Below are 15,401 nucleotides of genomic sequence, written 5' to 3'. Positions count from 1 at the left end.
CGGTCCCGGACAGCACTCCAGCACTCAGGACCGCGCGCCGCCGACCACCCCACGGCCGACGCTGCTTACGGCCGAGTAACATCAGAGCGGCGTGACCACCGAAGCGAGAGAGACGACATGACGAGGCGCTCCGGCACGTTCTCCTACACCCAGGCCGAGATGGCCCTCGAACTCGAGGAGGCGGCTGCCGCGAGTCACGGCGAGGAGCGTCTGGACCTCCTCGCACACGCTGCCAAGCACTGGGCCGAGGACGACGAGCACGCACGGGCACTGACCCTGTTCACCGAGGTGATCGAGAGCCGCCGGGAGTACCCCGAACTGGACTGGGCGCTCCCGGCGTACGCGTACTCGCTGTTCGCCGTGGGCCGGACCGAGGAGGCCTGGGCCGCGGTCGACGCCGCCGAGGCACACGCCCGCGCCAGGCACAGCTCCGCCGCCCACCAGCGGCTCGCCGACTACCTGGACAGCGCCGGCCAACTGGAGCGCGCGGAGCGGAACTACACCGCCGCGCTCGACCTGCTGCTCGACGGCGGCGACCGGGAACCGGCGGTGACGCGCCACCCTCGGGAAACCTCGCCGGTCGCCCGGATCCGCACCGACCGCCGCCGCCTGCGCGAACAGCTCGGCCTCCCCCGGGACGAGCACGACCTCGCCGCCGAGCGCGAGCTCGCCGCCGAGCAGCCCGCGTCCCGGCGCACCCTGCGTGACCGCCTGCGCGGGATGCGCAGTACGACCTGACGGAACGTCACCCGGAACCGAAGAGAGAGCACAGTGGGAAGCACCGAGTGGGACTGGGCGGCCGAGGCCCGCTACGAGGAGGAGGTCGCCGCACGCTGCGAGGGTGCGGACCGGCTGAACCACCTCTACCAGGCCGCCGAGTTCTGGTCCGACGCGGACGAGCACCAGCGGGCGCTCGACCTGCTGGACCTGGTCGCGGAGCAGAGCCCCGACCCCGCACAGTGCGCGGCGGACCCGCTGCTCGCCTACTGCCTCTTCAGGGTCGGCCGGGAGGAGCAGGGCCGGGCCGCGGCCCGCGCGGTCGAGGAACGGGCCGCCGCCGAACAGGACTGGGAGGCGTACGAGGAGTTCGCCGGATACCTGGTCCGGGCCGGCCGGCTGGAACACGCCCTGACCGACTACGACGCGGCCCTGCTGCTGGTCCTCGCGCTGGACCAGCCCGACGCCCCACCGGCCGGTCGGTCGGCGATCCGCCCGTTCAGCCTCGTGGCCAAGGGCCGGCTAGCGGTCCGTACCCGGCTGGGACTGCCGCCGGACGAGCACGACCGAACCGTACTCGAAGGCATGTCCCGCACCGAACGCTGGCGCCATCGCCGCAGCAGACGCCGAGGCGGAGCGGTCCGAATCGTCCGAAGCTGAAGGGAGAGCCGGTCGTGGAACTGGTCCGACAGGCGCTGGCCACGGCGCGGGACGCCGAGACGACGGGTGAGTGGGGAGGGTACGAGGCGCTGCTGCGACGGGCCGCCGCCGACGGGCAGCGGTCGCTGCGGCTCGGCCTGGAACTGATCGGCTCGGGCGACCGGGTCGAGCGTGCGACGGGCTGCGACCTGCTGGGACATGCGAGCGACCAGGACGGAACCGTCCGCGCCGCCACGGTGGACGCGCTGGTCGCGCTCGCGGAGCACGAGACCGACCCTGACGTGCTGTGGTCCCTCGCGCGTGCGATCGAGCTGACGTACGACCAGCGCGCCGTGCCCGTCCTGGTCTCCCTCGCCGGGCATCCCGACGCCGAGGTCCGCCGGCGGGCGGCCATCTCCTTCGCGGGGGTCTCAACCGACCGGCCGGACGGACCGGACATCCGAGCACTCGTCGAACTCACCCGCGACGATGACCCCGAGGTCCGCAACTGGGCGACCTTCACACTGGGCTTCCAGATCTGTACCGACAGCCCCGCGATCCGGTCCGCGCTCTGGGAGCGGACGGCCGACGAGCACATGGACACCCGCGAGGAGGGCATCCACGGACTCGCCCGACGGCACGACCCGCGCGCCGTCCCGCTGCTGGCCGAGCTGCTCGACCAACCCGAGGGCGCACACCACCTCACGTTCAGCGCGGCACAGATCATGGGCAGTCCCGAACTGCTGCCGTATCTGCTGGACTACGACCCGGGCAGCCCCGGAGTCACCGAGGCCGTGCACGCCTGCGACCCGGTACGCCGGGCACGGCTGGACGCCTCGGCCTGGGACCTCGTGTGCGAACTCCACCGGCTCCGCCCCGACTTGGGCGCCAGCGTGTCCATGGAGCGCTTCGACCCCGGCCTGTCCCTCGGCCTTGCGACCCCCGCCGGGCCGACGGAGTACTCCGTACCGCTGCTGCTCGACCGCGCGGACGGCGACCCCGCACGCGCTGCCGGACTGGTCTCGTCCGACTTCCCCGCCGGCTCCGACGGCTGAACTCCGGCTCTGGACAGCCCCGCTGATGCGGCTGCTGGCTCGGCTCGCCGCCGTGGCCGCAGGAGGCGCCGCCGCCCTGGTCCGGCTGGTCGCCCGCCTGGTCGAGGCCAGCCGCTGACCACCGAGGACGGCGCCGGCGTCGTCCCGCCGCCCGTCGCGACGGCCCGGCGCCGCCGAGTTCCGGGGCGCACTGCCCGGCGGTCCGCCCGCGCCCGGTGGCCGCGCCGTGCGGACCGCCTCACTCCGCCTCCACCGAGCCGGTGAGCCGGAGTTTGCGCTGGGCGCGCTGGTAGAAGGTGGTTCCGCCGAGCCGGACCACCCGGGCGGCGGCGGGCAGCTGCACGATGTCGATCACATCGCCGGGGTGGGCCTCCCCTACCAGCTCGCCGTCCGCCTCCACGGAGAGCTCGCCACTGGTGGGCAGGATCTCCAGGGTGAGGTTCTCGCCGGCCGACAGGAACAACGCCCGGTTGAACGCCGAGTGCGGGGCGACCGGGACCACCAGCATGCCCTCCGTGTTCGGGGAGACCAGTGGGCCTCCGGCGGAGAAGCTGTACGCCGTGGACCCGGTCGGCGTCGCCGCGATCACCGCGTCGGCGACGTAGCGGACGAAGGGGCGTCCGTCGACCTGCAGCGAGACGGCCGCCGTGCGGCATCCGGGCCGACGGACCAGCACGATGTCGTTGAAGGCCGTCGCCTCCCGACCGGCGATGACGGTTCTCACCCCTGAGCGGGGCTCGATGGTGAAGCGGTACTCGTCGATGGCCGTCAGCGCCTGCGGCAATTCGGGGACGTCGATCTCGGCCAGGAACCCCAGGCGGCCGAGGTTGACACCGAGGACCGGGGCGTGGCCGCGCGCGGCCATCCGCATCGCCCGCAGCATGGTGCCGTCCCCACCCAGGCTGACGATGAGGTCCGAGTGCTGAGCCAGGTACTCGGGATCGACCGGGACCGCCAGGCCGGCCAGCCGAGCCAACTCGTCCTTGGAGGCGATCACGGTGGCTCCGCGCCCCCGCGCCCAGCCGGAGATCGCCTCGAACACGCGCACGCAGTCGCGCTCGGGGTGCAGCACCACCCCGACGGTGCGGACGGCTCCCATGGGCGGCCCCTCCCGTCTCGGCCTGCTGGACGACCCGTGCTCCCAGTGACGCACGCGGCGACGGCCGGGACAAGCCGGACGCGGAGCACTCGGATGCGGGCCGGACCACCGGGTACGAGGCCTTGCACTCCTGCCCGCACCGGGCCCTGAGCCGGTGGCGGTACCTCTGTGGCCATTCCTCCAGCCGACGCCACGGACGGTGACGAAGCGGTGCCGACGAGCGGAACCGGGACGCGGTCAGCGGCCGGTGCGCCGTGGCGAGTGTGGCGTGGACCCACCCGCCCCACCCCGATGGGCTCGGACCCGAGCCAGCAGCTCCGACAGCTGCCCGGCCGGCTCATCCCGGCCCGGGCTTCGACCAACTTTCCTGTCCATCAAGCAAGTTGGTCGACCCGAGTTCCGCGGCCATGAGAACGCCACACCAGTAAAAACGTAGCCCATGTGCGGACCGGCGCGACCGCCGGCCTCGCCTCGGCATCCGGCAACCACCGGGGCGCGCCCAATTGCGAGTGGGCCTGCGGCCTTACCAGGGCGGCCCGCCGCCGATTCAGGAATGTCAGGTTCACGACGTTGTCATGAACCCCCCATGACAGGAGCATGCCCGGTCATCTACGGTGATCCGCAGCCCGCCTGACGAACAGTCATCCGGGTCACCCCCACCATTCGCTTCTCCGTGCCCGCCGCACCCCCAACGCGGCGGGCACGGCGTGCCCGCTGGGACCCAGCCGGGTAACCCCCTAGGAGCCTCTGCATGCGCATCACCAGAGCGATCGGCATCGCCACCGCCGTTGCCCTCGCCGGTCTCACGACCACGACCGCCGCCACGGCGGCGACGCCCGACGTCCAGCGTCCGGCCGCCCACCACTCCCACCACCTGCGGCACGGCCTGGGCCTCGACCTCGCCGCGCTCAAGTCCCACCAGCGCGCCGCCCACCCCTCCGCGGTGGCTGCTGCGGACGCGCTCGCCCCGTTCGCCCGGGCCGGCGCCGCGCCGGCCAGCGCGGACCTGAGCGGGTACGCGCTCTCGCCCGGCGACCAGGGCCAGGTCGGCGCCTGTGTCACCTGGGCCACCGGCTACACGGGCTACGGGATCCTGATGAACGAGCAGAACATCAGCGGCACCCCGATGGCCCCGATGTTCATCTACTCGCAGATCGCCCAGGGCAATGACACGGGCACCTACGCGAGCGTCGCGCTGCCCATGGAGCAGCAGCAGGGCATCGACACCAAGTCCGACTACTGGCAGGGCGACTCCGACTACACCACCCAGCCGGACGACAACGAGCGTGCCAACGCCGCGCGGTACAAGCTGTCCGGCTTCACCGAGCTGCCCACCAGCGGCTCGGCGGCGAGGAGCGCCATCGAGAACGCGATATCCCGGGGCATGCCGGTGCCGATCGGCTTCCAGGTGCACCAGAGCTTCATGGACCTGAACGCCCAGTCGGCCTCGAACTACAGCTACCTGCCCGGTGACTCCGACAGCGACCCGATCGTCGGCGGCCACGAGGTGACCATCCTCGGCTACAACGACCAGGGCGTGAAGATCGAGAACAGCTGGGGCAGCAGCTGGGGCGACGGCGGCTTCGTCACCGTGCCGTGGAGCTTCTTCGACACTGGCGACGTCCAGGAGGTCCACGCCATGGGCAAGCTCGTCCAGAGCTGATCCACCGGCCGGCCAGGGCGGGGCCCACTCGGCCCCGCCCACCATCCGCCCTGCTGGCCCCGCCCGCCGCCCGGGCACCGAGCGGCGGACTGCTGAACGGCGCGCCCGGCTCCCCGGTGCCGGGCGTCAGGCCAGGGCCAGGAAGAGCTTCTCGAGTTCGGCCTCGGTCATCGGCGGGGTGTCGCCGTCGGCGGCGGCCATGCACTGGCGCATGCCACTAGCGACGATCTTGAATCCGGCACGGTCCAGGGCGCGGGAGACTGCGGCCAGCTGGGTGACGACGTCCTTGCAGTCGCGACCGGCTTCTATCATCGCGATGACGCCCGCGAGCTGCCCCTGCGCACGGCGGAGTCGGTTCAGTACCGCGCCGACCGCATCATCGTCGACCTGCATGGGCCACCTCCGCTGGACTGATCCCGGTATCCCATCAGCATACCTCAGGGGGTATTACGGCCGGGCGTTCGGACCGCTGGCCGATCCACCGGACGGCGCGGGCCCGGCCAGCGGTCATCCCCGGAGTGCGGCCAGGGTGTCCTCGATGGCGGGCCGGCCGGGTCGGGGCCGGTCGCAGCATTTATCGGGAGAACTCAGGCATCGGAGGAACCCGGTCGGGTACCGCTGCCGGACCCGGGCCGCTGTATGAGGCCGGAGAACGTGAACACTGCCCAGGCCTGGTCGCCGGAGATCTGTTCCTCCAGTCGGCGGAGCACGTCCACGCCCGCCCGCAGCGTGCCGCGCCGCCGTGCGCGGCCGGCGTCGGTGTCCAGACGGTGCCACAGAAGCGGATTGGCCGCGAGAACTCGCGGGTCGACCTCGGCCCGGCCACCGAAGGCATCGCAAAGGATCAGGCGCGCGGCAATGGCCCCCGAGTGCTGGACCGTCACCAGGGCATCGGTGCGCACTCGACGGCGGCGAGCCAGGGTGCGCACCTCGAGCCATCCTTCGCCTGCGACCACCCGGGGCGGTAGGAGAAGCGCGAAGACAGCGCCCCCCAACAGCGCCCACAGTGCGGCGCGCTCCGGCGTCAGTCCGCCCGATTCCCAGTCGACCAGTACCGCCAGCACGAGGAACATGACGCCGCTGCCAATGGCACAGCGTGAGGCGGCAGGCCAATGCCGGTCGCTGACGACCGGTTCCGGTTGGCTGTCGCGGCGCTGGCCACTACCGGCTGCCGGGAGAGGTCGGGGAGGGTTACTGCGTTCCACGGCCCCGACAGTAGGCGGGTCACCTGGGTCTGTCCTGTCCGTCGGTGTCCGCGTGCGGTTTCTTAGCGGCATCCTGACGCGCGCACCCGGCGGGTCGCGTGTCGTCGGGCTCGACTACCACCGGTCAGGCGGGTCGGTCGCTGCTCACGGTGTGCTCCGCCCGTCCGCCTGGTGCCCCCGGCTTCCTGGTTCTTCGGAAGGCCCGTCCGCAAACTCCGCAGTCCGGTGGCTGGGCCGTACTTCGGAGGGGCTTCGCACAGCCCGAGAAGGTCGAGGTCGGCGTTGGACTGACCGGGTGCGGTGCCGATCGTGACAGCGTCCTTCAGCTACAACCGGCCAGCTGACGTGATGAGCAGCCGCAGCGGTCGGTCGGCGCGATCGCCGACCGACCGCTGCGGCTCCCCCGTTGCAGACGGCGCCCACGAAAATCTGTCGATCAGTGCTAATGTCCCGATAAAATTATTCAAGGTGTGCCGGGAAGCCTGGTCGGCTCGGGGGACGACTGCAGCGACGGGCGGCGGTGACCCCGCTCGTCGTGATGGGGTCTTTCGGTAGATGCACGCCGTGGGAATCGTTCTCCTCCTGGTGGTCCTGGCGACCGCCGTGTCCACTTTCGCCGGGCGCCTGCGTGTGCCCGCTCCGTCACTTCTGGTCCTGGTCGGACTGGGGGTGGCGCTTATACCCGGTGTGCCGGCGCTGCACGTCCCGCCACAGGCGATCGCGCTGGTGGTACTCCCGCCCCTGCTGTACTCGTCGGCAGAGGAGCTGTCGCTGCGCGACCTTCGGGTCGTGTGGCGGCCGGTGACGATCCTCGCCTTCGGGCTGGTGTTCGCCTCTGCGGCGGCCGTGGGCTTCGTCGCCGTCGCGGTGACCGGCCTGCCGCCCGCGATGGCGTTCGTCCTAGGCGCGGTGCTGTCCAGCACGGATCCGGTAGCCGTCACGGCACTCGGGCGGCGCCTGGCCCTGCCAGGCCGGGTTCAGGTGCTGGTGCAGGCGGAGAGCCTGTTCAACGACGCGACGTCGCTGGTGCTGTTCAAGGTCGCGGTCGGCGTGGCCGTGGTGGCCGGGGGCGCGGTGGACCTGCCGGCGGCGGGCTGGGAGCTGCTGCTGCTCGGGGGTGGCGGCAGTGTGATCGGCGCCGCTGTGGCGGGCCTGGTCACGCTGGTCAGGCGGCGTACCACCGATCCGGTGCTGGAGACCGTGATCGCCCTGGTCACTCCCTACGCGGCGTACGTGCTGGCCGAGTCCGCGCACACCTCCGGCGTCACCTCGGTGGTCGTCACCGGCGTGCTGCTGGGTCGCTCCAGCCACCGCCTGACCGACGCCCACATCCGGCTGCAGCTGCACGCGGTCTACGCCGTGGTGGTGTTTCTGCTGGAGAGCGTCGTGTTCAGCATCGTCGGCCTGGAGCTGCCCGAGCTGGTGCGCGGGCTGCCGAAGGGCAGCGGGCAGTGGCCGTTGCAGGCGCTCGCTCTGGCCGTCGTGCTGATCGCCGTGCGGGTGCTGTGGACGCTGCCGCTGACCCGCACGGTCAAGCCCAGCCGGGGGCGGCTGTCCTGGCGGGTGGCCGGAGTGGTGACCTGGGCCGGGACCAGGGGCGTCATGCCGCTGGCCGCCGCATTGTCGATCCCGCTCACCGGGACCGGCGGCACCGCCTTGGCCGGACGCCCGCTGATCCTCGTGCTCACGACGGCAGTGGTCGTCTTCACCCTGGTGGTGCAGGGTCTGACGCTGGCGGCGGTGGTCGGGCGCTCGGGGCTGGCACTGGAGCCCGAGCACACCGCACGTGAAGAGGCCGATGCCCGTGATTCCCTCAACCGCTCCGGGCTCGACCACGTCGAACACCTCGCCACCCTTGAGGCCGTACCGGAGATGGTCGTCGACCGGGTCCGGCGGAACCTGAGCGCCCGGCTCGACCGTAGCCCGGACGGCCCGGACGGCGGCAACGCGGAGGCCACCTACCGCCAGCTGCGGCGTGAGGTGATAGCCGTCCAGAACGCCGAACTGCACCGTCTGTACGACGAGCACCTCGTCAGCGACACCACCCGCAGACGCCTGCAGCACGACCTCGACCGGGAGGAAGCCGCACTCGGAAGCCCGTAGGAACGGATGCCCCGAACGCGGCACGGGATTCAGGCCGCCGCCGTGGGCCGGGATACGGAGTCCAGCGCCGCACCGGCCTGGTCGGCCAGGGTCACCGCGACGAGCAGCACCTGCCGACCGGGCATGCTCCCCGGCACGGGGTCGAGCATGAAGCGCCCGATGTATCTGCCGTTGTCGAACAGCCGCAGCTCCACCTCCTCGGCGGGCATCCCGAGGACATCGGTGGCCCCGGCCCTGCATCCGACGGCGATCGAGCCGTCGTGTTCCAGGCGCGGCGGGTGGCCGAGGAACGGGCCGTACTCGAAGCGGCAGCCGCGCAGCTGGAGCAGGTCGATCAGCTGGGCTCGAACGTGGTCGACTGATCCTGCCGTTCATCGGCATCAAGCTGATCGACCTGCTGGTCGTTCAGTTCCTCTTCTGACCGGCGCATCAAGGAATCATCAGAGCGGGCGCCTCTCCCTTGTCCCTCCGCTGCCTTTGGATTTGAATGAACGACATGAACCGTCCGGCACGCCACCACGACCGTCCGCCGCATCCGCGGACGCGCGCTGCCGCCACGGCCACCAGCGCCCTCCGGTAGCGCCGCGGCCTCCCCGCAGCGGCACACCGAGCGCTCAGCGCAGACGGACGACGGCAGCGGCGTCTGCGCTTCCCGCCGCCCGGCCACTGGGGTCAAAAGCCGTCCGGGCCTTCCGATTTCACCTCCCGCACCTCCGGCACCCGGCCTTGCGCGCGCTCGTGCGCCTCCGACACCCCGGGCGTGCCCGCACACCCATGGATGGAACATGTCCGCATTCCTCTCCGGCCGCACCGCCCTCGTCACCGGAGCCTCCTCCGGCATCGGGTGGGAGGCCGCCCGGCTGCTCGCCGATCAAGGGGCCACCGTCATCGTCCACGCCCGCACCGCGGACGAGGGCGAGCGCGCCCTCGAACGGCTGGTGGCACGGGGCGCGTCCCGCAGCCAACTCCACATGGTCGCAGCCGACTTCACCCGACTCGCCTCAGTGGCGAACCTCGCGGACACCATCACCGGCACCTTCCCCGCACTGCACCTCCTGATCAACAACGCCGCGATCATGGCCCCCGAGCGGTGCACCCTGACCGATGACGGAGTGGAGGTCTCCTTCCAGGTCAACTTCCTCGCCGCCCACCTGCTCGCCAAGCTGCTGCAGAGCCCGCTCGCGGCCGCCGGCGGCGCCCGGGTCATCAACGTCTCCTCCTCCCTGCACCGCACCGCCTCGATGAACTGGACCGACCCCAACCGGGTCAAGAAGTACTCCCGGGTCGCCGCCTACGCCCAGTCCCAGCTGGCGCTGAGCATGGCCACCCGCTACATGGCTCCCGAGGCTTCCGGCATCACCGCCGTCAGCGTCAACCCCGGCCTGTGCGACACCGCTCTGCTCCCGCTGTACGGGCGCGTCGGCGCGCCGCCGGCCGAGGGAGCGGCCGCGGTCGTCCGCCTCTGCCTGCCCACGGTTCCGCTCAGCAACGGTGAGTACTACGACGGCGGCGACATCGCGCCCACCGCCGTCGCCGTCCACGAGGAGCGCTCACAGCGACGCCTCGCCAAGCTCGCCGACCAGCTGACCGCCACCAGGGCCTGAATCCCCCGAAGATCAGGAGAGCCATGTCCAAGCGCGCCCGGAAGAAGAAAGCCCGCCGCAAGAAGAAGGCGAACCACGGCCGCAAGTCCGGCCAGTAACCGTCCCGAGCCACCCGGCGCCGCGTGCCACCGGCGCCGGGTTCACCACCACCTAAGCCCCGGGAACCCCGCGCTTGGGTTCGAGCGTTCGTCGCAACATCCCGGTTCAGGGGATGCGATGGACTTCGAGATCCGCCGGGACCGGAAGCCGCAGGGGCCCGGGAAGCTCCGTGCCGAGCGGGAGGAACACTTCCGGCTCGTGCAGTGCAATAGCAGCAAAGAGGCGTCCCGGCTCGTGGGCGTCCACCCGCGCACCGGTCGCGAGTGGCGCAGCGGCCGGGTGGACCCGAACAGGTTCCGGGCGCCCGCTCGACCCGAGCGGGCGCCCGCCGCGTCCGGGCCGTCCCGATGCCTGCGCGAGGAACCTCCGCCGGACGCTCGCTGATCATGAGCCAGGCAACGGACACCGATCGGGATGAAGCTGTGCACGCCTGCCGACGGTTGCGCCATGTGATCGGTATCGTCCGCCGCAAGGAACCAGTTCTGAAGCGGAGCAGCTCGCCCGGAGGAGGACCACCACCATGGCCGATAGCGGTTCCACACCGCGGCCGCCGGAGGCTCGCCATTCGAGCGAACACGACACGGCGCGCGTCGCACTGGTCATCGGTGCTCTCGGCGTGGTCTTCGGTGACATCGGGACCAGCCCCATCTACACCCTGCAGACCGTGTTCAACCCGAGCGACCCGCACCCCGTCCCGGTCACCACACAGAACGTGTACGGGGTCGTGTCGCTCGTGTTCTGGTCGGTGGTGATCATCGTCCTGGTCACCTACGTGCTGCTGGCGATGCGCGCCGACAACGACGGCGAGGGCGGCATCATGGCACTGATCACCCTGCTGCGGCGGTCGGACTCACGGCGCGGCCGCCGGACCACCGCCGCGCTGGCCGCGCTGGGAATCTTCGGGGCGTCGCTCTTCTTCGGCGACAGCATGATCACCCCGGCGATCTCGGTACTGTCCGCAGTCGAGGGGCTCAAGGTCGTCGAGCCGTCGCTGGAGAGCGCCGTGGTGCCGGGCACCGCGGCGATCATCGTGGTGCTGTTCCTGGTACAGCGCAGGGGGACGGCAGCCGTGGGCCGGGTGTTCGGGCCGGTGATGATCGCGTGGTTCGCGGCCATCGGCGCGTGCGGTGTGGCAGGCATCGCCGACCACCCGGAGATCCTCAGAGCGCTGTCACCGAGCTATGCCCTGGGGTTTCTGGTCGGCCACCTCGGCACCGCGTTCTTCGCCCTGGCCGCGGTCGTGCTCGCGGTCACCGGCGCCGAGGCGCTCTACGCCGACATGGGGCACTTCGGCCGCCGGTCGATCACCCGCGCCTGGCTGATCCTCGTCTTCCCCGCGTGCGTACTGAGCTACCTCGGCCAGGGCGCGCTGATCCTCGCCGATCCGAAGCACATCAGCAGCCCGTTCTTCCTGCTCGCTCCCGCGTGGGGACGGCTGCCGATGGTCGTGCTCGCCACGGCGGCGACGGTGATCGCCTCCCAGGCGGTGATCACCGGCGCGTACTCGGTCGCCTCCCAGGCCGCTCAGCTCGGCTACCTGCCGAGGCTGCGGATCGCGTACACCTCCGAGTCCACCATGGGTCAGATCTACGTGCCCTGGATCAACTGGCTGCTGATGGTCTCGGTCCTCACCCTGGTCTTCGCGTTCCGCAGCTCCACGGCGCTGGCCTTCGCGTTCGGCATGGCGGTCACCGGAACCATCACCATCACCACCCTGCTGTTCTTCTACGTCGCCCGCGCGAGGTGGGGCACGCCGGTGTGGCTGGTCACCGTCGGCGCGACCGTGCTGCTCACCGTGGACCTGCTGTTCGTGGCGGCCAACGCGACCAAGCTTCTCCACGGCGCATGGCTGCCCCTGCTGATCGGCCTCACCGCGTTCACCGTCATGACGACCTGGCAACGCGGCCGCAAGGTCGTCACCGCGGAGCGAGCACGACACGAAGGCCCGCTGCGCGAGTTCGTCGACCAGCTGCACACCGGCGAGATGCCGGCACTCCGGGTGTCCGGCACGGCCGTCTTCCTCAACCGGGGCAAGCAGACCGCGCCACTGGCCATGCGGGCCAACGTCGAGCACAACCACGTCCGGCACGACCAGGTCGTGATTCTGTCCATCGAGACCGAGCCCGTGCCCCGTGTCCCGGCCGACCAGCGGATCGTCGTCGACGACCTCGGCTATGCCGAGGACGGGATCATCCACGTCGCCGCCCGGTTCGGCTACATGGAGACACCGGACGTGCCCGGCGCGCTGGCGCTGCTGGAGCCAGCCGAAACCGAAGGGCGGCTACAGCTGGAGCACGCTTCCTACTTCCTGTCGAAGATCGAGCTCAGGCGCGGGACGGCGCCGACGATGGCGCCCTGGCGCAAGCGGTTGTTCATCGCCACCTCGTACATCACCGCCGACGCCGCCGAGTACTTCGGTCTCCCCCGCGACGGCACGGTCATCATGGGCTCGCACATCGAGGTGTAGGCGCGCCTCCCTGGCCAGGCCGCGATCCACTTCGCCAAATACGCGGCGCGGGTCGGTGTCCTGGTGCGCGGCACGTCGCTGGAGGCCGGGATGTCGCAGTACCTGGTCGACGATTGCGGTTGCGGTTGCGGTTGCGGTTGCGTCCAGGAAGCGGTGTGGGGACTCCACCCGTTCAGGGGTTTGATACCGGTTCAGGGTGTGGTGCCTGAATGCGAGACGACCATTGGTGATCCTGTCCTCGAGCCGACCACGCGCATCGACGTTCCCCATGGGCTCCCCTCGTCCCTGGTGCGGATAAGAGGTGATTCCGCCGAGCACCGAGAGTCGTCCACCGGCTACCGTTCGGAGACCGACGAGCGTGCCCTCCGCGACGCATGGATCGCCACCCGTCAAAGAATCGTAAAAAGGAGTGTTAGAGAAGCGTTAACGGATGACGGGCCAGCCGGCTTCCGCTGGGCCTTGTCCTGTTGGCGTCCCGACGTCGTCCAGAAGGCACAACCACTAAGGGACGACTGGACCGTAGCAGCTGACCTGCGTCGATGTGCATCTCCGCCAGGTCCGACAGCCGTCCCGAAACAACGGCTCCTGCTGTGTTCCGGGGGGCGCCAGGGCTCCGTCGCCCGATCGCGCCATGCGTATCATCGTCGCTCATTATGCGTATAGAACCCGCTAAGAGCGCGCCTGACAGTCCTGCCTCCCCCGAACCCGGCGGCGCGCCCGACGGCAACAGACCCCGCCGCATCCGCCCCGGTACGGCAGCCCTGACTCTCGGTGCGCTGGGTGTCGTCTTCGGTGACATCGGCACCAGCCCGCTCTACGCGATCCAGACCGTCTTCACCGCCGACAACGGCGCGGTCGGGACGACTCCGGACCAGGTGTACGGGGTCATCTCGCTGGTGTTCTGGGCGATCACACTGATCGTGTCGGTCAAGTACGTCACGTTCATCCTGCGCGCCGACAACGGCGGCGAGGGCGGCATCATGGCGCTGACTGCCCTCGTCCAGAAGCTGTCCTTCAAGTCGGTGCGCACCAAGGTGATCCTGGTGGCGCTCGGGATCTTCGGGGCGTCGCTGTTCTACGGCGACGGAATGATCACGCCAGCGATCTCGGTGCTGTCGGCGGTCGAGGGACTGAAGGTCTCGGCACCAGGTCTGAGCGACTTCGTGGTCCCGGTGACGATCGCGGTGCTGGTGCTGCTCTTCGCGATCCAGCGCTACGGCACCAATCTGGTCGGCAACCTGTTCGGCCCAATCATGACGGTCTGGTTCGTCATCATCGGCGCAGCCGGCGCGTTCGAGGTGGCGAGCCACCCCGCGATCTTCAAGGCGCTGTCGCCGGTGTACGGCCTGCAGTTCATCGTGGACCACGGGATGATCGCGTTCGTCGCGCTGGCCTCGGTCGTGCTGGCCGTGACCGGTGCCGAGGCGCTCTACGCAGACATGGGGCACTTCGGCCGAGCGCCGATCCACCGTGCCTGGTTCTTCCTGGTCTTCCCGGCCCTGACGCTCAACTACCTCGGCCAGGGCTCGCTCATCCTGCGCTCGCCGTCGGCGATCGCGAACCCGTTCTTCCTCCTGATGCCCGGCTGGGCGCAGTTCCCGATGGTGATCCTGGCGACCGTGGCCACCGTCATCGCCTCGCAGGCGGTCATCTCTGGTGCGTTCAGCGTCACCCGCCAGGCGGTGCAGCTCGGTGTCCTCCCCCACCTGACGATCCGGCACACCTCGGAGCACGAGGTCGGCCAGGTCTACGCACCGATGATCAACTGGGGTCTGTTCGGCGCGGTCGTGGCCCTGGTGCTGGGCTTCGGCTCATCCGCCGCGCTCGCCTCCGCGTACGGCGTGGCGGTCACCGCCACCTTCGTGCTCAACACCGTGCTCTTCCTGGCCGTTGCCCGCATCATGATGGGCAAGCCGGTCTGGATGATCGTGCTCGGCGCCGTCGTCTTCCTGACCAGCGAGATCGCGTTCTTCGCGGCGAACCTCACCAAGGTCACGCACGGCGGCTGGTTGCCGCTGCTGGTCGCGTTCTCGGTCTTCACGATCCTCATCACCTGGCAGCGGGGACGGCAGATCGTCACCCCGAACCGGACGGCGCTGGAGGGCCCGCTGCGCGCGTTCGTCGACGAGGTCGACGCGATGGACCCGCCCGTGCACCGGGTCGACGGCACCGCGGTGTTCCTCAACGCCAACGCCGAGACCACTCCGCTGGCACTGCGCGCCAACGTCGAGCACAACCACACCCTGCACAAGAACGTGGTCATCCTGTCGGCCGTAGTGGAACGGGTGCCGCACGTCCCCGAGGCGGAGCGATGCGTCTTCGACGACCTCGGCCATAGCGACGACGGCATCACGCACCTCACCGCGCGCTTCGGCTTCATGGACGAGCCGAACATCCCGCAGGTCCTGCGGCTCGCCTCACAGCTCCCGGATGCGGGCCAGATCCACGGGCTGCAGGTCGACGAGGTGTCCTACTTCCTGTCGCGGATGACGATCATCAGGACCGACGAGCCGGGCATGCGGCGCTGGCGCAAGAAGCTCTTCCTGACCATCGCCAACAACACGAGCAGCCCCGTCACGTACTTCGGGCTTCCCAGCGACCGCTGCGTCATCATGGGCGCCCAGGTCTCGATGTGAGGCGGTGAGCACGTTGCAGGTCAGGACCGTTCCTGACCTGCATTGTGCGGTGGTCGAGGACCCGGTCCGGCGTGGCCCGCCTTGACACCGGCAGCAACCGGACGTACAGGAAGA

12 protein-coding genes are annotated in these 15,401 nt (G+C 70.4%); 8 read left to right on the top strand and 4 right to left on the bottom strand.

The features are described from left to right. The first annotated feature begins 117 nt into the window (after nt 1-117). The 3 genes from ACWDAK_RS11995 to ACWDAK_RS11985 are packed head-to-tail and all read left to right on the top strand — an operon-like array spanning nt 118 to nt 2,411. The gene (locus tag ACWDAK_RS11995; protein ID WP_427394248.1) at nt 118-738 is read left to right on the top strand and encodes a hypothetical protein; all 621 of its coding nucleotides are present in this window, start codon (nt 118-120) and stop codon (nt 736-738) included. 33 nt (nt 739-771) lie between these two features. Then, a complete protein-coding gene (locus tag ACWDAK_RS11990; RefSeq protein WP_344637500.1) occupies nt 772-1,377 on the top strand; it encodes a hypothetical protein in 606 nt (201 codons plus the stop codon). Nucleotides 1,378-1,391: 14 nt separating this feature from the next. After that, entirely contained in the window at nt 1,392-2,411 is a 1,020-nt protein-coding gene (locus tag ACWDAK_RS11985) for a HEAT repeat domain-containing protein (protein ID WP_344637501.1), read from the top strand. A 238-nt stretch (nt 2,412-2,649) separates the two neighbouring features. Here the strand turns inward: ACWDAK_RS11985 and ACWDAK_RS11980 are convergent, their stop codons facing one another. Further along, a complete protein-coding gene (locus ACWDAK_RS11980) occupies nt 2,650-3,510 on the bottom strand; it encodes an NAD(+)/NADH kinase (RefSeq protein ID WP_344637502.1) in 861 nt (286 codons plus the stop codon). A 751-nt stretch (nt 3,511-4,261) separates the two neighbouring features. Here ACWDAK_RS11980 and ACWDAK_RS11975 point away from each other — a divergent pair. Then, nucleotides 4,262-5,173: a C1 family peptidase gene (locus tag ACWDAK_RS11975; RefSeq protein ID WP_427394247.1), complete on the top strand. Its 912-nt coding sequence runs from the start codon at nt 4,262-4,264 to the stop codon at nt 5,171-5,173. A gap of 126 nt (nt 5,174-5,299) precedes the next feature. On the opposite strand, the gene ACWDAK_RS11970 is transcribed toward ACWDAK_RS11975, so the two are convergent. Then, nucleotides 5,300-5,566, bottom strand: a complete 267-nt coding sequence (locus tag ACWDAK_RS11970) for a metal-sensitive transcriptional regulator (protein ID WP_344637504.1) — start codon at nt 5,564-5,566, stop codon at nt 5,300-5,302. A 194-nt stretch (nt 5,567-5,760) separates the two neighbouring features. Further along, nucleotides 5,761-6,246 (bottom strand): hypothetical protein, encoded by a 486-nt coding sequence (locus ACWDAK_RS11965; protein ID WP_427394246.1) that lies wholly within the window; start codon nt 6,244-6,246, stop codon nt 5,761-5,763. A 687-nt stretch (nt 6,247-6,933) separates the two neighbouring features. Here ACWDAK_RS11965 and ACWDAK_RS11960 point away from each other — a divergent pair. Beyond that, nucleotides 6,934-8,481, top strand: a complete 1,548-nt coding sequence (locus ACWDAK_RS11960; protein ID WP_344637506.1) for a Na+/H+ antiporter — start codon at nt 6,934-6,936, stop codon at nt 8,479-8,481. Between the two features lie 29 nt (nt 8,482-8,510). On the opposite strand, the gene ACWDAK_RS11955 is transcribed toward ACWDAK_RS11960, so the two are convergent. Beyond that, a complete protein-coding gene (locus ACWDAK_RS11955) occupies nt 8,511-8,690 on the bottom strand; it encodes a hypothetical protein (protein WP_344637507.1) in 180 nt (59 codons plus the stop codon). Between the two features lie 576 nt (nt 8,691-9,266). Here ACWDAK_RS11955 and ACWDAK_RS11950 point away from each other — a divergent pair. The 3 genes from ACWDAK_RS11950 to ACWDAK_RS11940 all read left to right on the top strand — a co-directional run bounded on the left by ACWDAK_RS11950 (nt 9,267) and on the right by ACWDAK_RS11940 (nt 15,287). Continuing rightward, the gene (locus ACWDAK_RS11950) at nt 9,267-10,085 is read left to right on the top strand and encodes an SDR family NAD(P)-dependent oxidoreductase (protein WP_344637508.1); all 819 of its coding nucleotides are present in this window, start codon (nt 9,267-9,269) and stop codon (nt 10,083-10,085) included. A gap of 619 nt (nt 10,086-10,704) precedes the next feature. Next, a complete protein-coding gene (locus tag ACWDAK_RS11945) occupies nt 10,705-12,651 on the top strand; it encodes a potassium transporter Kup (protein WP_344637509.1) in 1,947 nt (648 codons plus the stop codon). Nucleotides 12,652-13,304: 653 nt separating this feature from the next. Further along, nucleotides 13,305-15,287 (top strand): potassium transporter Kup, encoded by a 1,983-nt coding sequence (locus ACWDAK_RS11940; RefSeq protein WP_449806458.1) that lies wholly within the window; start codon nt 13,305-13,307, stop codon nt 15,285-15,287. Nucleotides 15,288-15,401 lie beyond the last annotated feature (114 nt).

The sequence above is a fragment of the Kitasatospora sp. NPDC001175 genome, from assembly GCF_053598215.1.
The sequence above is the reverse complement of the archived record's forward strand: the minus strand, read 5'-3'. Positions and strand labels throughout refer to the sequence as shown.